This window comes from Psychrobacter sp. YGAH215 (assembly GCF_007280595.1).
Taxonomy (GTDB): domain Bacteria; phylum Pseudomonadota; class Gammaproteobacteria; order Pseudomonadales; family Moraxellaceae; genus Psychrobacter; species Psychrobacter faecalis.
This window is the reverse complement of record NZ_VKLR01000001.1, coordinates 73,977-96,501: the sequence shown is the minus strand read 5'-3', so window position 1 is coordinate 96,501 and position 22,525 is coordinate 73,977. Positions and strand designations below refer to the sequence as shown.

The window sequence follows — 22,525 nt, the reverse complement described above, 5'->3', positions numbered from 1 at the left end:
CCAAATTACCCCCATAATCTAAGCACTTCCAAATAATAAATAGCCTAAGTAAATATGCCCAATACTTCTAAGAATACTGCAGAAACTGCTACTGAAAACACAACCAACGACCTAAGCTCTAATGAATTTAGCTCCAACGAAAATGAAGCAAGTAAAGCCGCTAACCCAAATAATGATGACTCAAATATTACTGTAAACAGTGATAAAGCATCTTCGTACGCGAAGGTTGCCACTGACTTACCAGTTTTAGCCAAAGATAGCTATTATCTCAGCCGTTTAGAGCGTGAGCTGGCGCGTGCTGCTGTGGCTAATAATAAAAGAGATCAGAAGGGTTCTGATAATAAAGCAGAGGACGGGCTAACCAAAAAACGTGCGCAGTATGACAAAATAAAAACCCGTTCACAGCAAGCGGTGCAAGCGCGTATTGATAGTATTCCTCAAGATTTAGCAGTCAAGTTAAATCTTGATTTGCCCGTAAGCCAACGTGCTGATGACTTGGTTCAAGGTATTATCGATAACCAAGTGATTATCGTGGCAGGTGAGACCGGTTCTGGTAAGACGACGCAATTGCCAAAGCTTGCAATGCTGGCAGGTCGCGGTATCACAGGGCAAATAGGGCATACTCAGCCAAGGCGACTGGCGGCTCGGAGTGTAGCAAACCGTATCGCGGAAGAATTGGGCGAGCAGCTTGGTAATACCGTCAGCTTTAAGATTCGTTTTAATGAGCAAGGGTCGGCACAATCTGTCGTAAAGCTGATGACCGATGGTATCTTGCTCGCTGAATTGGGTCATGACCGGTTTTTGAGTAAATATGACACCATCATCATTGATGAAGCGCATGAGCGTAGCTTAAATATTGACTTTATTATGGGGTATCTAAAAAAACTGCTGCCCAAGCGTCCTGATTTAAAAGTCATTATTACCTCAGCGACCCTTGATACTAGACGCTTTAGTGAATATTTTAGCCATTATGATAAGAAGCTGAAACGTAACGTGCCTGCGCCGATTTTTAATGTTGAAGGTCGCAGCTATCCTGTGGAAGTTCGTTATCGTCCGCTGACCGATGAGCCAGTAAACAGCTCGGATGATGACAGCTATGATGACTTTGAAGAGAATCTGCCTCGCGCGGTGGTTGCTGCCGTCGAAGAATGTTTTAGCGATGCACAAAACAAAGGTCATGCCGATCAAGCAGATATTTTAATATTTGCGGCGACAGAAGCTGAAATTCGTGAGCTCCAAGAGGTGCTTGAGCGTCATGGGCCAAAACATACCGAAGTGCTGCCACTATTTGCACGGCAGACTTATGAAGAGCAGCAGCGAATCTTTCAGCCTTCAGGTCGCGGTCGGCGTATCGTTATCGCCACCAACGTTGCCGAGACGGCACTGACCGTACCTGGTATTCGCTATGTGATTGACTTAGGATTTGCGCGGATTTCGCGTTATTCGTATCGCTCACGCGTACAGCGTTTACCGATTGAAGCCATCTCACAAGCTGCGGCCAATCAGCGTAAAGGTCGCTGTGGTCGTGTGGCGCCAGGTGTTTGTATTCGTCTTTATAGCGAGGAGGATTTTACTGGTCGTCCAGAATTTACCGAACCTGAGATACTGCGAACCAATCTTGCCTCCGTTATTTTACAAATGGCCAACCTGCGCTTAGGCAGTGTCGATGATTTTGCCTTTATTGAGCCACCTGATAGCCGTTTGGTCACTGACGGGCACAAATTGCTTGATGAATTGGGCGCGATTACTTCCAAAAAAGCTTCTCAAAAAGAAACGGCCAGTAATGCTAAAAAACAAAAAGGTCTTGATCATTTAGTTCTGACGCCGACTGGGCAAAAAATGGCACGTATGCCAATTGATCCAAGGCTGGCACGTATGCTAGTTGCCGGTAGCGATTTTGATTGTATTCGTGAGATGCTCATCGTGGTTGCGGCGCTTGCTGTTCAAGACCCGCGCGAGCGTCCTGCCAATAAGCGCCAGCAAGCGGATCAAAAGCATGCTGAGTTTCGTCAAGATGATTCAGATTTCTTATTCTATTTGAGCCTGTGGAAAGCCTTGTTTGAAAAGGACGAAGACGGCAACAAACTGTCTGGCAATCAGCGTAAGAATTTTACCAAGAAAAACTATTTGAGCTTCCCGCGTGTCCGTGAGTGGCATCAAACCCATCGCCAGCTGGTACAAATGGTCACTGAGCTAAAACTGACCGATGTTAAGGAGGCAAAAACCACTAATAAAGGTAGCAATAAAAAAGCTTCTTTAGAGAATGTGACTAGCGACCCTACCGCGATTGAAGATGAAGAACTCAAAGCCGTTAAATATGCCAATTTACATCGTGCGTTATTAACGGGTCTGTTATCTACGATCGCGCATAAAACTGAAAATCGCGGTGAGTACTTAGCCGCGCGACAGCAAAAAGCCAAAATCTTCCCAGCCAGTACGGTGTTTAAACAAGTACCGCCTTGGGTAATGGCCTTTGAAGTGGTGGAAACCTCGCAAGTATTTATGCGCACCGTTGCCAAAATTGAGCCTGAATGGATTATCTCAGCAGCAGGCGACTTGTTAAAATATCACTACTTTGAGCCGCATTGGTCGAAGAAGACCGGACGCGTTAAAGCTTACGCGCAGATTAGCTTATTTGGTCTGATTATTATCAGTAAACAGCTGACCAACTATGAGCAAGTCAATTTAAGCGAATCGCGAGAAATCTTTATCCGTGATGGTTTGGTGACCGGTAATTTAGGTCGGCAAGCGCCATTTTTACAGCATAATATGGATAAAATTGCTGATATTGAACGTATCGAAGACAAATTGCGTCGCCGTGATTTATTGGTTGATGAAGAAGCGCTATATCAGTTTTATGATAAAAAAATCCCCGAGCATATTGCCAGCCGCAAAACGTTTGAAGATTGGCGGGCCGAGGTGGAAAAAACTGATACTAAGTATCTATTCTTCACCGATGATGACGTGCTTAATAGCCAAGCGCCAACGACAGGCGATTTTCCAGAAGTGTGGAAGCTGGGTGATTTAAAATTACCGCTGCGTTATGTCTTTGATCCGTCAAGCGATGATGATGGCGTGACCATTCGTGTGCCACTGGCGGCGCTACCGCAGCTTGATGCGATTGAGCTATTGTGGGGCGTACCCGGCTGGCGTTATGAGTTGGTATTACAATTGCTCAAGTCATTGCCGAAAGACATTCGCCGTCAAATCGTCCCCATTCCTGATACTGCCGATAGCTTGTTTGATGAGTTGCAGCCTGCTGGTGGGCAAGGATTGCTTAAGCAGTTGTGCCAAGCTTTAAATCGTCGCGGCATTATGTCGGTGACGCCTGAGAGTTTTAATCCTGCTAGCATTGATCGCTATTTACAGCCGCAAATCTGCGTGGTCGATGACAAAAACCGCATTATCGAAAAAGGTCGCGACCTACAAACGCTACAAATTCGCCATGCTCAAGAGACCCGCCAAGCGGTGAATGAGCAACAAGGTACGCATACGGAGTTTCCTGAGCATTTTGCCTTTAGCAAAAATCATCATAGTGCAGGTGTGGTGATGAAACAGTTTGCTGCTTTGGTCGCAGACGCGTCGGGCGAGGCGGTATCGATTCACCAATATACCGACGTTAATGCCGCGTTGCAGACACACCGTGTCGGGGTTTTGACTTTAATAAAAGCTAAGCTTGGTGCGAAGAAAAAACAGCTCACCAGTCAGATTGATAAGATATTTAAATTGGCTTTTGCTCCCCTTGGTGATATGGAGAAGCTAAAAACCATCGTTATCGATGCGGCATTAGATGCAGCGCTTGAAGAGCATTATGTGCTATTTGATCATACTGCCGATTTACCTGAAAGCGCTGATGATACTGCTGTTGCCCTTGCGGAAGAATTGCCTTTTACGCCAGAGGAGTTTGAGAAAACCTTAGAAGTCGTCGCTGGTAACTTCCTATTAACGGGTCAAGATGTCATAAAAACACTCAAAAATGTCTATACGCGTTGGCAGCGTATTCGTCAGAGCTTACTCATGCTTGATAGAGAAATATTTGGCGAGTCTATCGAAGATATCGAAGACCAGCTAGAGGATTTGCAGTTGGCTGATTTTGTTTATCGCATGGATTATAGCCATTGGCAGCAGTATCCACGCTATTTGGAAGCATTAGAGATTCGTCTTGAGCGCCTTGAGCACAATCTTGAAGCGGATCTTGATGGTGTCTACGCTCTTGATGAGCATATGGAGCGGCTGGCAAATCGTGCCAATGATAAAGCCATTAGCGAATATCGCTGGATGGTTGAGGAGTATCGCATTCAGCTATTCGCGCAGCCGATGAAAACCCGCATGGCGGTATCACCGAAGCGTCTAAATAAAATGTGGGAGAAAGTGAGTTAAGATGGGGTTTTATCTCATAGTGTGTAGGGTGCGCCTAGCGCACCATTTTCATGAGATGTATTTCTTATCGGGGCGTTAAACGCACAGTACATGAACTAATAATAGTTAAATTATTTTAAAAAGGTATAAAAATGACAGATATTATAATAGAAGGTTATCAAATAAGAATTAAATTAATTAACCAGGAAGAGGGTAATTTTGACTTTGAAATATTCATAAATGAAAAAGTAGTACCTTTAATATTTTCACATGGTTATACGAGGCTCACACCTCTGAGTTCTTTTCTGGAGGATTATATTAAAGATTTTGATGTAAGAAATAAGGTAGAAGATGGTGTATTTCAAAAATGCATAGAAATAATCCAATCTAAGAGTTAATTCAAGTTGCGCTATATGAGTACTCACGTTAACTTGACGCAGCATCCTATAAGGTTATTAGTGAGTGTGTTTTTCTAAATAAAATTTAAGGCTAAATAGAAAGCAAAAAAAGGCTGGATTAGCAAACGCTAATCCAGCCTTTTTGTTTAACCATAGATAAACTATAGCAATGCTCTAACCTTTGGATACACCATATTGGCAGGAGACAAGATATCATCTAGCGTTTCTTTGTCCATCAGTTTTTCTTCTAATACGATGTCGTAAACACTGCCACCAGTCTCTTGTGCTCTTCTCGCAACAAAAGAAGAGGCGTCATAACCAAGGTGCGGATTTAGCGCGGTGACCAGACCGATATTATTGAATACCTCGACACTACATGCCTCGTTGTTCATCATCAGACCATCGATACAGCGCGTGGCAAACATCTCGCAGATATTAGCCAGCATGCTCATACCCGTAAACAAGTTAAAGGCAATGACGGGCTCAAAGACGTTTAGCTGTAGCTGACCATTTTCTGACGCCATAGCGATAGTATGGTCGATACCCATGACATGGAAACACGCTTGGTTCACCACTTCTGGGATCACAGGATTTACTTTACCCGGCATGATGGAGCTACCAGGCTGCATTTCAGGCAAGCGATATTGCGCTAAACCTGCACGCGGACCCGAAGACTGCAAACGTAAGTCATGGGCAATCTTAGATAAACGCGCAGCAAAGAGACGCAAATTGCCAGACAAAGCCACATAAGCACTGGTGTCTTGTGTCGCTTCAATCAAATCTTCAGCAATATAATAAGGTCTGCCAGTCAAATCAGACAAGGTTTTGGCAACTTCTTCAGAATAGCCCGCTGGTGCATTCAAGCCCGTACCAATTGCTGTGCCGCCCATATTGATTTCATGAAACAGCGCACGAGTAGATTCGATACGATCCATCTCTTTTTTGATCATGGTTGCAAAGGCGTTGAACTCTTGACCCGCGGTCATAGGCACAGCGTCTTGCAAATGCGTGCGACCCATTTTTAATTGATCGGCAAGCTCCGCGCTTTTTTTCTTAAGGCTGTTATACAAGATATCCATTTTACTTAATAGATGGACACAGTATTCATCTAACGCCACATTCATCGCTGTAGGGTAGGCGTCGTTGGTTGATTGTGACAAGTTGACATCGTTATTTGGATGCACGTGCTGATAGTCACCTTTCTCGTAGCCTAGGATTTCTAAAGCACGGTTAGCAATCACTTCGTTGGCGTTCATATTGGTTGATGTACCTGCACCGCCTTGGAACATATCAACGATAAACTGATCATGATATTTATCATCGATTAAGTCATCGCACGCCGCCGCGATAGCATCTTTAACGGTGTCATTTAGCACGCCTACTTTGTTATTAGCAATTGCTGCTGCTTTTTTAACGGTGGCAAAAGCACGAATAAAGGTCGAAAACTGGTTTAAGCGCACTCCACTGACAGTGAAGTTTTCAAAAGCACGTAAGGTTTGGATACCATAGTAAGCATCAGCGGGCACGTCACGATAGCCGAGTAGGTCATGTTCTTGGCGAGTAGCAGTTGTCATGCAATAAATCCTTTCAATAAAAAGCCCTGATTAAGACGCAAAGATACCGTCATTTGTTAACATGACAGTAGTAGCATTGCATTGGTAAGTCTATATGGTTGACCTTATAGCATAAGCCTTTTAGGTAGGGATTAACAATGAATATTTATTACATCACGCATAATAAAATAAAAAACTTTATATTATAAATAGTAAGCGCTAAACGTTTTTATCTGAAGAAAGCCGTAAACTCATTAAATCCACCATCAAAGTAAAGATAATATGATTTTATCTCTACTTTAATATAGTCAGTGTAAAATAAAAGCGACACGTTATAGATTTTTGCGACTGGTATAAATTTTCCTTGCTTGCTGTTATCACAGAGGCTACGAAAAATTCATCCCAGTCGCACTGTAACGATTTTAGAGTAATTCTACTATAGTTAGTTTAAAGCACTTAATAAAAGCCAAAATTTGCTTTAGGGTTTTGCTCTTATATTTTCTGTCACCACACCCATCGCATAAAACAGCAAGGCGATAAGGGTCATGGTGACGATAAACGGCGTTAAAACCCAAATTACGATATTGATGAGTAATGATGATAATAAACCATTGAATATAATGGTGTGCGGTGCGATAAAATCGGTGATGACATCGACTGCGCGCTTGGCAATCGGGAAAAGTAGGGTGCTGACAGCCAGAATATAGAGATATTTGGCGAAGTCAGGATTGCTTGAGAGGACGATAAAGTAAAAGCCTACATAGTAGCTGATACCTAATGCCCAGCATTTGAGAGTGTAGCTAAAACGAATCATGTGACTTCCTCCCTAAATCTGACGGTGATGTGACCATCCATGGATAACACATCAATACCCAATACATTCTAATAATTGAATATAATATTATATGTTATATTACGAATATACAAGTTAAGTCAACTGTTTTTTATCACCATCTTTATTTAACTAACAGCACACTAGCTACGAGATTACACCCTAAGATTTTATCAATAGAAAATAAATAGCCTAAGCAATAATTAAAAACCAATGCAATAAAAAGGAAAAAACCATGTGGAACGAGCGCTACAACAGAGCAGAGTATGTTTTTGGTACAGAACCCAATGATTTTTTAAAAGAAAATTTTCAAAAAATACCGCTAGGTGGCAAAGTTTTGTGTCTGGCTGAAGGCGAAGGCAGGAATGCAGTTTTTTTAGCAGAACAAGGTTACCAAGTGACCGCCATGGATATGTCTAACGTAGGATTAAATAAAGCTTTAAAGCTGGCGCAAGATAGAGGCGTTGATATCATCACTCAAGTTGCTGATTTAGCTGACTATGAGTTTGGTCAAGCACAGTGGGACAGTATCGTTGCTATCTGGGCGCATCTGCCGCCAGCCATACGCCAGCACGTTCATGCGCAGATTGCACCAGCGCTCAAGCCAGAGGGCATGTTTATCTTAGAGGCTTATACCGAGCAGCAGCTAAGCATGGACGCTGTCGGCGGACCTCCTGCAACACAAGAAGAGCGCTTTGGTTCGTTAGCAGTTTTGCGTGCTGAGCTGCCAGAGTTAGAAGAAATAACGGGTATCGAAAAGCAGCGCATGATTTCTGAAGGTAAGCGCCATCAAGGCTTGAGTGCGGTGGTACAGTTTATTGCTAAAAAAACAGATGAGCATGAATTTAGGCGCTAATTTATAAACGTGATTGTCAGTTTTGATAATACTGCTAATACTTATATTCTTTGATTTTGACTGCTTAATTCTAGACATGTAATTCAGCACTCGGGCTGATGCCAAATAAGCGTTTATATTCTCGGCTAAATTGGCTCGGGCTTTCATAACCGACTTGCATAGCGATTTGGGCGATTTGAGTGTCATTTGCTTGGATCAGTCGTCTTGCTTCCATCAAACGCAGGCTTTTTTGGTATTGAAGCGGGCTTAACTGAGTAATTTCCTTAAAATGATGATGAAACCCTGAGACACTCATCCCGCAGCGACTGGCCAATTCTTCGATAACTATTGCCTCATTTAAATGCGTCTTTATCCAATCGGTAGCTTTGCTAATACGGTGCGTATGGCTGCCATTGACCACCAGTTGGCGCAATTTATTGCCTTGCTCTGCTATAAGCAGGCGATAGTAAATCTCCTGCTGAATTAATGGAGCAAGAAAACCAATATCATTTGGATAATCAAGCAAGTGTATTAGGCGCTCAAACGCCGCCATGATGGTACTGTCCAATTGCCACTTTATTCCTAAATGTCTTTCAGTATTAGGCGGTTTCGGCGGTATTTTTGCTAAAACCTCACCAATCATGACAAGGTTTAATTTCATAGACAGCACAATGACCGGACGCTCTACCGTCGCATGCCTTATATGCATGCTTAAAGGGATATTAACGGGGCAAAACATGAGATTACTTTTGTCAAACCTTTGACAGTCGGCACCTAAGTAAATCTCGCGCGCACCTTGTAAAACGATGCAGATACTAGGTTCTTGAATATAGCTGACGGCTTTACTGGGTTTATCAGCACAGTAAAAAAACAAACCTGAAACGGCGGATTCAATGGTTTTGTTTCTAGGTAATAACGATAGGAGTTGCTCAATGGTTGATTGATTCATTAGCTTTTCTTATTTTATACAATTACTCGATACTATAGAGTTTTGTAGGATTGGGCAAGAGGTTTGGAGCTATGTTCTAACAGATTGTCGCGCTGAGTCTTATACTAGCCTTATTGAGACTGATGCAGCCTCATGATTGATTGAATCAAATTTTGTGTAAGTAAAACATAAGGAATAGATAATGAAAATATTTTATAAAACTCGCGCCACAGCAACCGGCGGTCGTTCTGGTCACACCGGTCTTGATGATGGTTCGTTAGGTTTTGATTTGGTGTCATTTCAAGAGCAAGATAAAAAAGGTGTCAATCCAGAACAGCTTTTTGCCATGGGTTACGCCGCTTGTTTTGATAGCGCCTTAAATATGACGGCGCAGCACATGAAACTGCCGATCACTGCGTCAAAGACCTCGACCCAAGTTGGTATTGGTATGAAGGCCGATGGCAGCTATAACTTAGATATCGATTTGTACGTTGAGGTGTCTGGTATCGATGAGGTGCAAGCGCAAACCCTTGTTGAGGCGGCTCACCAAGTATGCCCGTACTCCAATGCTACTCGCGGTAATGTGGATGCGCGTTTGCAGGTGACTGTGGTTTAGATATCATTTTATTAAACAATGGCTTTGATACCTGAGTGAGTAGATACACTAATAACTATAAACAAGTATAAGAATACCGTGATTTTCAATTGCTTGGATATATAACGTATCCAAGCAATTTTTTTATCCAAACAAGATGAAGGCTATTTGTTTAACTCTATAAACGAATAAAGCGCTCTTTGAGCAAAAATGAAAACAATATCAATACTAAAACTTTGTTCGAAATCAAATAATAGTGACGTTTGCTTTCTGTTCTATTTTGTGTAAATAACTTGCTCCGCTTCGAGATTTTTATCATGTCTGTTATGGTAAAAACCAATAAGTTGATAGCGAATCGACAACTTATTTTTATAAATATATTTTGTACAAGGTATCTTTTTAGAAGATATCTTTCTATAAGGCGTTTCCAAATTATAAGGACGAATATTATGAGTACTGATTCTAAAAACAATAATGCTAAAAAAAATAAAAAACCTGTTATCGATAACTCTGAAGATCTAAAAGACAGAATCACTGAGTCCATCGATGCTTTTAAGCTGCGTGCCAACCTTCTGATGGCCAATATAAAAGAAGGCGGGGAGGATGGCTACGATCATTCAACGACCACTGCCGGTGAGAAAGGGCTTAAATCAGGTAAGGTTTCAGAGTTAACGGTTATCGCACCTCTAAAAGAAGGCGGTGCAGAGCGTCTAAAGGAAATTTTAAAAATCGCTGGCGGCAATCTAAAAGGTGCCACGCGGGTTGGGACGTTGCACGATTTGCGCTTTGTATTTTTAGATGATGATACTAGAGTGCTATTTTGTACTGCTTATGATGGCGATTGGGACCCTTATATCGACGACTTTGCCACTAAAATTCCTGAGCTGATGGATATTTTATTCGGTAGCGTTGAAGGTTGGCCTGGCATTAAAGACCCGAGTGTCAAACAGTTCATTTTAGATCATCAAATCACTGCCGCTGGTTGGTATGTAGGAGTTCCGCATCTGACTATTCAAGATATTCGCCGCCAAGACCGCATCGTTAAAGGCATTAATAAAGCGCTGGATGAAGCACAGTCTTAAAGTTTGTGATAAAACAATAAGATATTACTAATTTATGCCATTCTTTTATATCACCATTTTTAAATGGGCTGGGTGATATAAAAGGTAAAGTAAACTCAGACAATGATAAAAATAGGGTTAACAATGAGTAAAAACACTGGAAATAATAATAAAAATGATAGTACTTCAAAAGATAATCATCCTTTAACCAGCAAACTGCATGAATTAAAGGATAACTTTGGCAATCGTATCGTAGATAGCAATTTTGAATCTTGGTTAGCAGATATTAAAAAAGAAGTCGGCGACGGTATCGAGACTTTAGCGAATAAAGCACGCGGCGTCTTTAATCCAAATACCGTCACCATGCAGCTAGAAGACATTCAATCCATTATTTTACGCGATCGACCAACGCCTTATTATGGAACAATCGTTGCGCTGAAAATCAATAATGCAGAAGCTGGGCGCCAACTTTTGAAAACCGTTTTACCTGACGTAACTGGCAGTAAGGCGTGGCATAAAGACATGCAAGCGACGCTATCTATTGTCATGACTTATGATGGTTTAGAGGCGCTCGGCGTGCCGCGGTCGTCATTGGATAGCTTTCCAGAATCCTTTAAAGCAGGTATGGCGAAGCGCGCAGAAAAGCTGCGGGATTTCGATATCAATGCCCCAGAAAACTGGGCTGCCCCTTTTGGTGATAAAGGCGATATCCATGTCGGTGCGGCCATTATTGCTGATAGTAAAGAGAAATGGCAAATAAAGCTAAAGGAGCTGCAAGACAATATTCAGTCGTATATCAATGAAGATAATCCTGCCAATGGCGATATTGAAATTCTTATGGAGCATGCTTTCGGTTCAGACAATAACGTCAAAAACGTCTTTGGCTATCGCGATGGTATCAGTAATCCAGAGATTCAAGGCAGCGGTATTCAAACGCCGCCAAGTCTTGACGGTGAGGCGATAGCAGCAGGCGAGTTTGTATTAGGTTATAAGGGCGAAGCGGGCACGATAGCGCCAATGCCGCAGCCAGAAGTCTTGGGCAAAAACGGCTCATTTATGGTATTGCGTGCCTATAACAGTCATGTCGCCGCCTTTAATAAATTTCTAAAAGATAATACGCAAAGTGACGAAGAAGCGGAGTTACTGGGCGCAAAAATGTGGGGACGTTGGCGCTCAGGTGCGCCTTTGGTCTTATCTTCTGAACATGATGATAAAGCACTGGGCAATGACCCCAACCGCAACAATAACTTTGGCTATAAAGACGATCCTTATGGCAAAAAATGTCCATTTGGTGCCCATGTACGGCGTATGAATCCAAGAGACAGCAAAGACTTTATTTTATCAGACGTACGTATTCACCGTATCGTTAGGCGCAGCGTCGGTTTTGGCGAGGTGTTGCCGCCCGATGTGACTGAGGACGATGGCAAAGAGCGCGGGCTATTTTTTATTGGTATCAATGCTCATGCTATGGAGACTGTTGAATTTTTACAATCGCAATGGATTAATGATGGTAACTTTATGAGCTTAGGAGAAGAAAAAGATCCGATGCTTGGTGTCCATCATGGCGATAAAGACGACGCTGCTGATACCTTTACCGTACCTGCTGACCCAATTCGTCAGCGCTATCACGGTATCGAAACTTTCAATACCTTGTACGGCGGTGAGTACTTATTTATCCCAAGCCTATCGGCGCTAAAATGGATCAGTGAATTGTCTTAAAAGCATGAAAATACCGTTTCATTTACAAGAATAACTACTGATAAAAAAGGATTAAAAAAATGCTAAAGAAATTATTCAAACCTAAATATGTACCTTATGACGCAAAATATATTGCGCTGAGCGCAGAAGACGAGCGTAATATTCGCACCATTACCGACGATATCAAAAACTATATTGCTCGAAGTGATAAAGCCAGTAACGTCGATTACCATACGCGCGATGCCCATGCCAAAGGCTACTGCGTCCTTAAAGCCAAGTTTGAGATAGTAGATAATTTGCCTGCTGAATACGCGCAAGGTCTGTATGCCAAAGCAGGCATTCATGATGCCGTCATTCGTTTTTCTAACGGTGCCTCGCGCGTTTCGCCTGATCGTAAGCTTGGGCTAGCACAAGGTTTGGCGATTAAGATCTTTGACGTAGCGGGTGAAAAACTCGCTCCCGGCGAAGAAGATAGTCTTAACTTTGATTTTAATTTAATCAATCATCCGGTGTTTTTCTGTAATCGAATCGAAGATTATGCCTATATCTCTAAGCTATTTTTAGAGCTGCCAGAATACGCTGAAAAAGGCGCAAGAGGCAAAGCGCAATTGGCTTTTAATTGGTTGACCAATTACGGCTCAAGATTACCGACCAAAGAGTCTTTTAAAACCTTTAAAGCACTGGGCGGATTTATAACCATTGAGCCAAAAAACACCTTGCTTTATGATTTTCATTCGCAAGGCGTAGTGCGTCATGGCGATTATATGGCAAAGATAAGAGTCACGCCAACCAAAGCAGCGGCTAAAAAAATCACCCGTCGTGAGCTTGATGTAAATGCACGCGAGGAAGCAATTCGCCCGCTGATTATCGATGAAATACGCGAGCATGATTATCAGTTTGACGTCCAGATTCAGCTGTGTCGCAGTCTTAAAAAGCAGCCGATTGAAGAGATCACCACCGAATGGAAAGAGAAGGACGCGCCATTTGTGACGGTAGCGAGACTGACAATTCCTTGTCAAGATGTGCCGGATGACGGTCATTTTGAGATTATGGAAAACTTATCCTTTACACCGTTTCGCTGCCTAGAGGAAAACCGTCCGATTGGCAATTTGCAGCAGTCGCGACTAAAGGCCTATCAAATAGCTTCAGAAACTCGTCATAAGCTAAACGACGTCAAACGCTGCGAACCTAAAAGCTTAAAAGAAACTTTTGATAAGTCATTCTTTTAATTGCTTATAAATGCCTAAATTGGTTTATTAAAGATAAGTTTAAATAAAAAAATAAGGCACAAAAAAGAGCCAGTAGTTTGACTGCTGGCTCTTTTATTTGAATAGGTTTAAGTAAAAATACAGATGTTACTTAAGTCACTGTTTATTAACTACCAGTCATTATTTATGATTATTATAGTTGGCAATTAACTTGGTATTCTTGACCTTTGTCTGTTTTGATGGTCATGATGCCGTAATCTGCTTTAGTGTGCCAATCGTAAGTGGTCTGTGGGTTCACATCGTTGACATAGCGAGCGCCAGAACCTGAAACGGCTTGTTTCATGTTAACTTTAGCGTTGTCTAAGCCAACTTTTGGTAAAGTAACGTTTAGGTTGGCAGCTTCACCGTTTGCAGTATACGCAGCAGTGATTTGACCGTCGTCTTCACAAGTAAATGATTGAGTTACTGGTTGAGTATTGGCTGGTGGCGTTGTGGTGGTCGGCGCGCTGGTCGCACAAGCAGCGAGTAGTACGGCAAAAGGGGCAACAGCGAATAATTTTTTCATAATAGTCCTCAAAAATTAATGTGAATTTTATTGGTTACGCTAAGGCCGTATCATACAATAAAAAATGTAATTTCGTGTTGTGGTTCGTATTTGGGCAAGTAACATCAGCTAGCACTTTTATCACTGCACGGTCTAGTCAGTAAGGTCTTGCTTGTCCTTTGTTTAAAATGAAGACCAACACTGCGCCTAATATCACTACACTTGCGACAATAAGATCTAAAGTCAATTTCTCTGACAAAAATATCATACCGAATAGGGCGGCAAGTACCGGTACACAAAGTTGAACTACTGCTGATTGGGTGGTTTTTAAGAGCGGCATCGCCATATACCAGACACTGTAACCGATGCCAGAAGCGATAGCGCCTGACGCGACTGACAATATGATACCTGTCATGCTGATATCGTTTAAATAACTCATACCTAATAATGCCAATATCGGCACTGCAATTAAACTTCGTATAAAATTAAAGCCCGTCGTTCTGAGCGGCGAAACGCAGCTTTTACCACGTATGCTATAGATACCCCAAGCGCTACCGCTTATTGCCATTATAAGCGCCGCCGACAAGGAAGGCGTGCTAGCTGATGGCAGCATCAAGTACACAAAACCTATCAATGCGATCAAAAGTGCTGTCCACTGTACGCGAGTTAATGGTTCTTTATGATAGATGCCCCAACCAATCATCGTAAGCTGCACGGCAGCAAATAAAATAAGTGCCCCCGTCCCGGTATCAAGCGCTTGGTAAGCCACTGAAAAACATAGTGCATATATAACTAAGCAAAGACTACTAAACCAGTCGCCTTTATCTTTTAAGACAGGCTTATCAATACTGCCAGTCTGTTTTGGACCATTTCTTCTTAAACGGTTTCTTCTTAAAAAATACGCTTGCAGCAGCATGATAAGACCAAGGCACGCGGCAGCGCTAAGCAAGCGGATAACGGTAAAATTCCAGGCATCAATTGCGCCGTCTGCCAATGCCATTCTACAAAGCAAAGAGTTGGCGGCAAAGGCTATTAAAGCGATCATCGTAAATAGGGCAGCTTTCAAAAATAATTCCTACAGACACGATAGGTTTTGCTTAAGATTTGGAGTTATTTCTCTATTCTTTTTAGCCATTTAGCCATTTAGCCATTTAGCCATTTAGCCATTTAGCCATTTAGCCATTTAGCCATTTAGCCATTTAGCCAATTGCTGCACCCGTTGCCCTCTATCGCCACCGATGCGTTGAAAATCTTTATTATGCAAGGTTAACTGACTGGCAAAGTAAGCGCTGATATCTTCACGCAGATGCGGGCTATCACGCAAATCATCGGCGACCCACGGGATATCCACTTCGGTCAAGAGTATTAAATCGTAATGGTGTGTCAATGCCGCTTGGCTAAGCGCCTCAGGGCAGTCACCATAATACCAGTTGGCATACACCATCAGCTCAAATAAATTGGTATCACAAAATAAATAACGGTTGTCATCAGGCAGTTGCGCGGCTTGTTTGGCAAGTTTATTTTCTAAGTCGATTTGACCTTGCGCGATAGGTAGTAAATCATCCCACGTGCAAGTCAGCTGCTCGTTATCCCATTTTACTTGCAGGTAAGTGCGCATATATTCTGGTACCCACGGACTGCCAAAATGCGCAGCCAAATCGCGGCATAACGTAGTCTTGCCGGTGCTTTCTGCCCCTAATATTGCGACATTAAAGACCGATTTAGGCGTATGCTGCGTGAGATTGTACGCGGTAGCGTCGTTGCCATTCATAGTATGCCCAGATTGCGATGAGAGTGAAGACTACGTACTGTAGCGCGGTAAAAGTTAGACCTTTATAAAAATACAGCGGCACGGAAATCGCGTCAGCAATAATCCAAAGTAGCCAGTGTTCGATTTTACGCCGCGCCATCAGCCACATTGCCATTAAAAACAGCGCGGTGGTCAGCATGTCGGTGTAATCGACCCAGGTAAATAAGTGCAAGCCCAATACCGCGCCATCGAAGCTAAAGTTATTATTGATAACAGGTCTAAAATAATAAATCAAAGCGACAAAGGCGACGGTCGCTGCCGCCAGTACAGTGAGTATAGGGAGATCTTTTTTGTTTAAATGCTCAACGTCAATGGCAGAGTGAGCGTCCGCATTATAGGTGTGTGCATCTTGCTGCTGTCTGGTTGGATTTATATGGTCATGATGCTTTTTGATGTCTGTATTGTGCTTATTTTGCGTCCAATTTATCCATCCATAAATACTCATGATACTGTAGTAGGCGTTGATAAACATATCGCCGAACAGTTGCCACTTCCAAAGTAGATAGACAAAAATAGCGGTGCTGACCAATCCAATAGGAAAAACCAAAATATTGGTTTTGCTGGCAAGTAAGACGCTACTGACCCCAAATATGACCGCAATCAATTCTAAGGCAATAAATAGGGTTGAGTAGTCAGCATACTGCCCAAATAACCAGTTTAAGAGTTCCGCCATTGCTATTCCAAAATTAAAAAGTAAAGCGAGAGTTAACAAACAAGTTGCAACCAAATGATGATAATTCACAGCAATTATAGCGCAGCTGTCGACAAATGAAGCCAGTCTTTACTTATTCTCATTAAGAAGCGGATTATTTGTAACAAAGTATTAGAAAAATTATATTATTCAGGCATAATAAAGGCACTTATTTTAAGTTTACAGTTATTCACCGAGAATTAGACGACTGTTGTTTTTCTCCACTTTTATGCTTATTGCAAGCACCATCGTAGTAGACAAGGAAGCGTATCATGACGACTTGTATCACAGGCACTGGCCTATATATCCCCCCTTATAGCATTAGTAATGAAGAGTTAGTAGAGTCATTTAACCAGTATGTTGATAATTACAATGCCAAACATGCTGACGCGATTGAAGCTGGTACAGTTACGGCGCTAGAGCACTCATCAGCGGCCTTTATTGAAAAAGTATCGGGCATCAAATCACGTTATGTGATGGAAAAGGACGGTATCTTAGACCCTGAAATTATGGCACCTGTCATTGCCCATCGTAATTTGGGCGAAGAGCTGTCTATCATGGCAGAAATGGGCGCTGCTGCATTGAAAGATGCGCTCGCTGATGCAGGTCTTGAGGCCAATGATTTAGACGGTATTATTCTTGCGTGTTCAAACTTCCAGCGTACTTATCCTGCGGTCTCTATCGAGATTCAAAATGAGATTGGTATGGTTGGTGGCTTTGCTTATGATATGAACGTTGCTTGTAGTGCCGCAACTTTTGGTCTATCGCAAGCACATGGTTCTATCGTTTCGGGTCTTGCCAAACGCGTTGCGGTTGTGAACGTTGAGATTACTTCAGCGCATCTAAACTGGCGCAACCGTGATAGCCACTTTATTTTTGGTGACGTAGCAACGGCTTCTATTGTTGAAGAGCTTGATACGCCAAAAGGCTACGAGATTCTAAACGCCAAGTTATTCACTCAGTTTTCGACCAATATCAAAAACGAATACGGCTTTATGGATCGCTCTGAGTTCTTAGCGGCACAGACTGAGATGTACCCCGATATCAAAGAGCCGGTCACTGACAAACTGTTTTTACAAAACGGTCGTAAAGTATTCCGTGAAGTCTGTCCAAAGGTTTCTGAGATTATTACTGAGCATTTGCATGAAAACAATCTGCAAGCCAGCGATGTCAAAATGATGTGGCTACATCAGGCCAATGCCAATATGCTGGATTTAATCTTGCGTACCGTTATCGGTAAAGAAGCGGATAAAGCGATTGTACCAAGTGTCATTGATGAGTTTGCCAATACCAGCTCCGCAAGTCCTATGATTGTGTTCCATCGTTATAAAGACGCGCTACAATCTGGTGATTTGGGTGTGATTTGCTCATTTGGCGCCGGTTACTCGATTGGTTCGGTACTGGTTCGTAAGGTTTAATAGTTAATAGAAGCTCTGTTTTAACCATAAAAATAGCTAAGAGAATTCTTAGCTATTTTTTTTATGCTCGCCGTTTGTTTTTTTGTTTCGTGATGCCTTTTTATAGCTATAGCAAGCAGAATTGAAGGTTGGTATATGGGTGTAATCGCGTATAAATTGAGCAGTTTGCGAATATAATGGCAAGATTGCTGAGAGGTTTTAAATTAAGCGCAAAAATTTGCTATAATCACTCTCTTATTTTACTCATTTTAAAAAAGTCCTTTTATGAAAGAATCCTTACGCCTGCGTTTAGACCAGATGGTAGACCGTTATGAAGAGGTCACCGCTTTATTATCCGACCCGAGTGTCATTAGCGATAATAATAAATTCCGTGAATTGTCGGTTGAGCATAGCGACTTGATGGAGATCACGACGTTATGGCAGAACTATGTGCGGGCAGAGACGGATCAAGCGGATGCAGAGACGATGCTAGCGGAATCATCAGACCCTGAAATGAAAGAGATGATGCAGGACGAGATTGACAGTGCGAGTAAGACCATTGCTGAGATGGAAGAAGCGCTTAACGTCATGATGTTGCCAAAAGACCCCAATGATAAAGTGCCAGCGTTTTTGGAAATTCGAGCTGGGACAGGCGGTGATGAAGCAGCGATTTTCTCAGGTGATTTGTTCCGTATGTATCAAAAATATGCCCAAAACCAAGGCTGGACGGTAGAGATTTTATCAGCCAATGAGGGGGAGCATGGTGGTTATAAAGAAATCATTACTCGTGTGTCGGGCAATAGCGTGTATGGTCGTTTAAAGTTTGAGTCGGGTGCGCACCGCGTCCAGCGTGTGCCTGAAACCGAGAGCCAAGGTCGCGTCCATACTTCAGCCTGTACGGTTGCCGTTATGCCAGAGGTTGAGATTGATGATAGCGTCGATATCAATCCTGCTGATATTAAAATGGATACGTTTCGCTCAAGCGGCGCCGGTGGTCAGCACGTTAACACCACTGACTCTGCGGTACGTTTGACCCACATTCCAACGGGTACCGTGGTAGAGTGTCAACAAGAACGCAGTCAGCATAAAAACCGTGCCCATGCGATGAAAATGCTGGTGTCCAAAATTCAGCAAGCAAAAGTACAAGCACAAGTCGATGTGGCGGACTCAATACGTCGCGACTTGGTCGGTAGTGGTGATCGCTCAGAGCGTATCCGTACCTATAATTTCCCACAAGGTCGTATGACCGACCATCGAATCAATTTGACGTTATACAAACTTGATTCGATTATGGAAGGCGACTTAGATGAAATCCTTGATGCGCTGCTGCGTGAACACCAAGCAGACTTGATGGCCAGTATTGGCGGCGGTGATTAAAAGCACAAACTGGCTAAGTTAGCTAAGCTGGACGCCAAAAATTAGAAAGATTTTGCTATTTTTTCATATTAAAAATAAGTTTTATTTGAACGTCTTATTTTAATTTTACTTCGTTTATTCCTTTAATTATCTAATAATTTGAGAGTATTATGTCAAAGCACAACAATCAAAATCCGAATCAAGAGCAAGCCCCAGAAGACGCGAACGAGCTGATTGCTCAACTGCAAACTAAGCTTGATGACATCAAGGCGTCAGGTAAGCAGCCTTATCCGAATACCTTTAAGCGCACGGACTATGCTCAGGATTTACAAACGGCTTTTGACGGTATCTCAAAGCAAGAAATCGAAGATAAAATTGCCAATGGTGAAAAAACTCAAGTAAATGTAGCCGGTCGCGTGATGCTAAACCGCGGCGCGTTTATTGTGATTCAAGATATGACTGGTCGTATTCAGTTATATGTGGCACGCAAACAGCTAGACCCAGAGACGCTAGCGACGATTAAATCGCTAGATTTGGGCGATATCGTTGGGGTATCTGGTTATATCGGTCGTTCTGGCAAAGGCGACTTATATGTCCATATCGAAGCGCTGACTCTATTGACCAAAGCGCTACGTCCGATGCCAAATAAGTTCCATGGCTTGGCCGATGTCGAAGCACGCTATCGCAATCGTCATCTTGATTTGATGACCAATGAGACCACGCGCGATACTTTTGTGATTCGCAGTCAGGTTATCAGCGGTATTCGCAAATTTATGCTAAATGAGCGTTTTATGGAAGTTGAAACGCCGATGATGCATCCTATCCCAGGTGGCGCGGTTGCGCGTCCGTTTGTGACCCATCATAACGCCTTAGATATGCCGTTATATCTGCGTATCGCGCCTGAGCTGTATCTAAAACGCCTAGTGGTTGGTGGCTTTGAAAAAGTATTCGAGATTAACCGCAGTTTCCGTAATGAAGGCGTCTCAACCCGTCATAATCCTGAATTTACCATGATTGAGTTTTATCAGGCATATGCCGATTATCATGACTTGATGGATTTGACCGAGCGCTTGTTCAATGAGCTGGCAATGGATATTTTGGGCACCACGGAGCTGACTTATCAAGGTGAGGCGATTAGCCTAAAAGCCCCATTTATCCGCTTGTCGATGTCTGATGCCATTGCTAAATATGCCGAAAACTTCGATATATCGCGTATCAACGACCGTGATTATCTTGCAGAATACGCTTCAACGACGTTAAAACAACAAGTCAAAGACGTCTTTGGCGTGGGTAAGTTGCAAACCATTATCTTTGAAGAAACCGCTGAGCATCAGTTACGTCAGCCGACTTTTATCACTGAATACCCAGCTGAAACCTCACCGCTGGCACGCCGTAGCGATGACAATCCTGACATTACCGATCGCTTTGAGCTATTTATCGGTGGTCGTGAACTGGCCAATGGCTTTAGTGAGCTCAATGACCCTGCTGACCAAGCTGAGCGTTTCCATGGTCAAGTTGCTGAAAAAGACGCTGGCGATGATGAAGCGATGCATTTTGATGAAGAATATATCGAAGCCTTGTCTTATGGTTTACCGCCGACTGCAGGTGAGGGTATCGGTATCGATCGTTTAGTGATGCTATTTACTGACTCGGCCAGTATTCGCGATGTAATTTTATTCCCACATATGCGCCGCAAGTTCGAAAGCTAGACTGCTTTACTTGCCATAAATCGATGCTGGGACTAAACTGAACATAAGAAGGTTTTTTGTACTTTTAATAGAATGGTCTCAAGTTTATATGAGACCTTATGGATAGGGATGTTATGGACACTCAGCAAGTACCAGCGTCGATTTGGCAGCAGATGATTCAGCAAAACTTTTTATCTTTGTACGATTTAACTCCAGACAAAATCACTGCCTCTGAATATCTTCAGGGGTATGATTTTGTCTTTGAGTTTTCTAATGCTGTGGTCTACCTTATCGTCAATGATGTGACGATACAGGCTGATAGACAGGATATCGATAGCACTCAGGTGCGTACGTGGAGAAAAGACGTTGTCAATCAGCTGATTAAGCAACACGCTCAGTTGTATCTGAAGAATGATCAGGCGCTTGCCTATCAAAATGTTTCTAAAAACCAGTCTAAAAATAAGTTGGCATCTGGCCAAAGGCAAACAGTAGACAAGGCGATTTATTTTATTGGTTTGACCGCACTTTCGGTTCAGCATCAAGAGATTGCTGAGATAAATGCTGAAAAGAACAATGCTCAAAACGTTTATCAAAACCGCTATCAGAATAGTTATCGTAATAGCCAACAGAGTAAACCTGTAGAAACCGCCTCATATGCGGTTGGCTATGAATATGGCAGTCAGTTTTTTGCAGAAGACTGTGTGTTAGATTTGGACGATGAAGAAAGTGTCTTGCAAGTCTTTAGCTATCAGAATTTCACTGAGATACTCAAGCAATTGGTAACGCCCAGTGATTTGACGGCATTTTTAGATTTTCATCGCCGTAAGCTTGCGGGATTTGAAGCGTTTCAAGACGAATCAACCTTGCTTGCTCAGTTTTTACAGTCGCCAGATTTTCACCAAAGGGCGATTGAGGTTCAAAAACAACTGGTCAGCCATAATTTGATAGCAGAGATTGAACCACGATTGCTAAAAGCGGCAGAGCCTGAGCAGGCAGAGTTTGCTCAAGCGTTGATGGCAGAGATTCAAAAGAACACGCGCATGTGGTACAAGCTGTTTAATAGCTTGGTCATAGCGTGTTATGACGTGGGTACGCCATTGCCAAAAGAGCAGGTTGATATTTTGGTCGATGAGTCCATGTACACCTATGCTTGTTTGGTAGAGAAAATCTTGGCGCATAGAACGATTGACCAAGATTCACGCTGGAATGGCTACGTGCGCCATGAGCACTCTTATAATATCTTTGGCCGTCATTATCTGCTGATTTTTTATGCGCAAGATGACAACAGCTCATTAAGTGCGGACAAAGTGCGTGCCGGTCATCAAGACTTATTATTTGAGCTCAACGCGCAAATGCAGCAGCCAGTCATGCAAGATCTGTTTTTAATCGGTGTCGATGTCAGACCCTGTGAAGACAGCGTGAATACCGAAGTTCATCTTGACGCCTTTCATCAGCAAGGCTCGCTTATCGATGCTAATACCCAGCGTTTGTATGAACAACTGGCTGAGTTACGGGCGCAATCCTAACTTGTGCTAGAACCCAGTTTCGACGTTTGGTTTCAATACCTACTTT

The 22,525-nt window shown here is 42.7% G+C and carries 18 protein-coding genes; 11 read left to right on the top strand and 7 right to left on the bottom strand.

What is annotated here, in order from left to right; all coding sequences use genetic code 11:
* The first annotated feature begins 54 nt into the window (after positions 1-54).
* Entirely contained in the window at positions 55-4,380 is a 4,326-nt protein-coding gene (hrpA, locus tag FOR85_RS00325) for an ATP-dependent RNA helicase HrpA (protein ID WP_223808439.1), read from the top strand.
* Between the two features lie 131 nt (positions 4,381-4,511).
* On the top strand, positions 4,512-4,757 hold the full coding sequence (locus FOR85_RS00320; RefSeq protein WP_144296212.1) for a hypothetical protein: 246 nt from the start codon (positions 4,512-4,514) through the stop codon (positions 4,755-4,757).
* 161 nt (positions 4,758-4,918) lie between these two features.
* Here the strand turns inward: FOR85_RS00320 and FOR85_RS00315 are convergent, their stop codons facing one another.
* Together FOR85_RS00315 and FOR85_RS00310 are read right to left on the bottom strand one after the other, a co-directional pair.
* Positions 4,919-6,331: an aspartate ammonia-lyase gene (locus FOR85_RS00315; RefSeq protein WP_144296211.1), complete on the bottom strand. Its 1,413-nt coding sequence runs from the start codon at positions 6,329-6,331 to the stop codon at positions 4,919-4,921.
* Between the two features lie 457 nt (positions 6,332-6,788).
* Positions 6,789-7,124, bottom strand: a complete 336-nt coding sequence (locus FOR85_RS00310) for a hypothetical protein (RefSeq protein ID WP_144296210.1) — start codon at positions 7,122-7,124, stop codon at positions 6,789-6,791.
* Between the two features lie 253 nt (positions 7,125-7,377).
* On the opposite strand from FOR85_RS00310, the gene FOR85_RS00305 reads away from it, so the two are divergent.
* Entirely contained in the window at positions 7,378-7,998 is a 621-nt protein-coding gene (locus FOR85_RS00305) for a class I SAM-dependent methyltransferase (protein WP_144296209.1), read from the top strand.
* Positions 7,999-8,068: 70 nt separating this feature from the next.
* Here FOR85_RS00305 and FOR85_RS00300 read toward each other — a convergent pair whose 3' ends face one another.
* Entirely contained in the window at positions 8,069-8,926 is an 858-nt protein-coding gene (locus FOR85_RS00300) for an AraC family transcriptional regulator (protein ID WP_144296208.1), read from the bottom strand.
* 181 nt (positions 8,927-9,107) lie between these two features.
* On the opposite strand from FOR85_RS00300, the gene FOR85_RS00295 reads away from it, so the two are divergent.
* The 4 genes from FOR85_RS00295 (at position 9,108) to FOR85_RS00280 (ending at position 13,488) form a co-directional block, all read left to right on the top strand.
* The gene (locus FOR85_RS00295) at positions 9,108-9,521 is read left to right on the top strand and encodes an organic hydroperoxide resistance protein (protein WP_144296207.1); all 414 of its coding nucleotides are present in this window, start codon (positions 9,108-9,110) and stop codon (positions 9,519-9,521) included.
* A 428-nt stretch (positions 9,522-9,949) separates the two neighbouring features.
* A complete protein-coding gene (locus FOR85_RS00290) occupies positions 9,950-10,582 on the top strand; it encodes a hypothetical protein (protein ID WP_223808438.1) in 633 nt (210 codons plus the stop codon).
* A 123-nt stretch (positions 10,583-10,705) separates the two neighbouring features.
* Positions 10,706-12,280: a Dyp-type peroxidase gene (locus FOR85_RS00285; RefSeq protein WP_144296206.1), complete on the top strand. Its 1,575-nt coding sequence runs from the start codon at positions 10,706-10,708 to the stop codon at positions 12,278-12,280.
* A 59-nt stretch (positions 12,281-12,339) separates the two neighbouring features.
* Positions 12,340-13,488 (top strand): catalase family protein, encoded by a 1,149-nt coding sequence (locus tag FOR85_RS00280; protein ID WP_144296205.1) that lies wholly within the window; start codon positions 12,340-12,342, stop codon positions 13,486-13,488.
* 172 nt (positions 13,489-13,660) lie between these two features.
* Here FOR85_RS00280 and FOR85_RS00275 read toward each other — a convergent pair whose 3' ends face one another.
* The 4 genes from FOR85_RS00275 to pnuC form a co-directional block, all read right to left on the bottom strand.
* Positions 13,661-14,032 (bottom strand): MliC family protein, encoded by a 372-nt coding sequence (locus FOR85_RS00275; protein WP_102077060.1) that lies wholly within the window; start codon positions 14,030-14,032, stop codon positions 13,661-13,663.
* Positions 14,033-14,168: 136 nt separating this feature from the next.
* On the bottom strand, positions 14,169-15,077 hold the full coding sequence (locus FOR85_RS00270; RefSeq protein ID WP_144296204.1) for a DMT family transporter: 909 nt from the start codon (positions 15,075-15,077) through the stop codon (positions 14,169-14,171).
* A gap of 117 nt (positions 15,078-15,194) precedes the next feature.
* Positions 15,195-15,782, bottom strand: coding sequence for an AAA family ATPase (locus tag FOR85_RS00265; RefSeq protein ID WP_144296203.1), 588 nt, complete (start codon positions 15,780-15,782; stop codon positions 15,195-15,197).
* Positions 15,733-16,494 (bottom strand): nicotinamide riboside transporter PnuC, encoded by a 762-nt coding sequence (gene pnuC, locus FOR85_RS00260; protein WP_144296202.1) that lies wholly within the window; start codon positions 16,492-16,494, stop codon positions 15,733-15,735. The genes FOR85_RS00265 and pnuC overlap by 50 nt, the downstream gene beginning before the upstream one ends.
* A gap of 290 nt (positions 16,495-16,784) precedes the next feature.
* Here pnuC and FOR85_RS00255 point away from each other — a divergent pair, with 290 nt between their 5' ends.
* From FOR85_RS00255 to FOR85_RS00240, 4 genes are all read left to right on the top strand, one after another.
* Positions 16,785-17,930, top strand: coding sequence for a beta-ketoacyl-ACP synthase III (locus FOR85_RS00255; protein ID WP_144296201.1), 1,146 nt, complete (start codon positions 16,785-16,787; stop codon positions 17,928-17,930).
* 264 nt (positions 17,931-18,194) lie between these two features.
* Complete coding sequence (gene prfA, locus FOR85_RS00250; RefSeq protein ID WP_144296200.1) at positions 18,195-19,286, top strand: peptide chain release factor 1; 1,092 nt, start codon at positions 18,195-18,197, stop codon at positions 19,284-19,286.
* 149 nt (positions 19,287-19,435) lie between these two features.
* The gene (gene lysS, locus FOR85_RS00245) at positions 19,436-20,974 is read left to right on the top strand and encodes a lysine--tRNA ligase (RefSeq protein ID WP_144296199.1); all 1,539 of its coding nucleotides are present in this window, start codon (positions 19,436-19,438) and stop codon (positions 20,972-20,974) included.
* 98 nt (positions 20,975-21,072) lie between these two features.
* Positions 21,073-22,479: a hypothetical protein gene (locus tag FOR85_RS00240; RefSeq protein WP_223808437.1), complete on the top strand. Its 1,407-nt coding sequence runs from the start codon at positions 21,073-21,075 to the stop codon at positions 22,477-22,479.
* Positions 22,480-22,525: the final 46 nt, after the last annotated feature.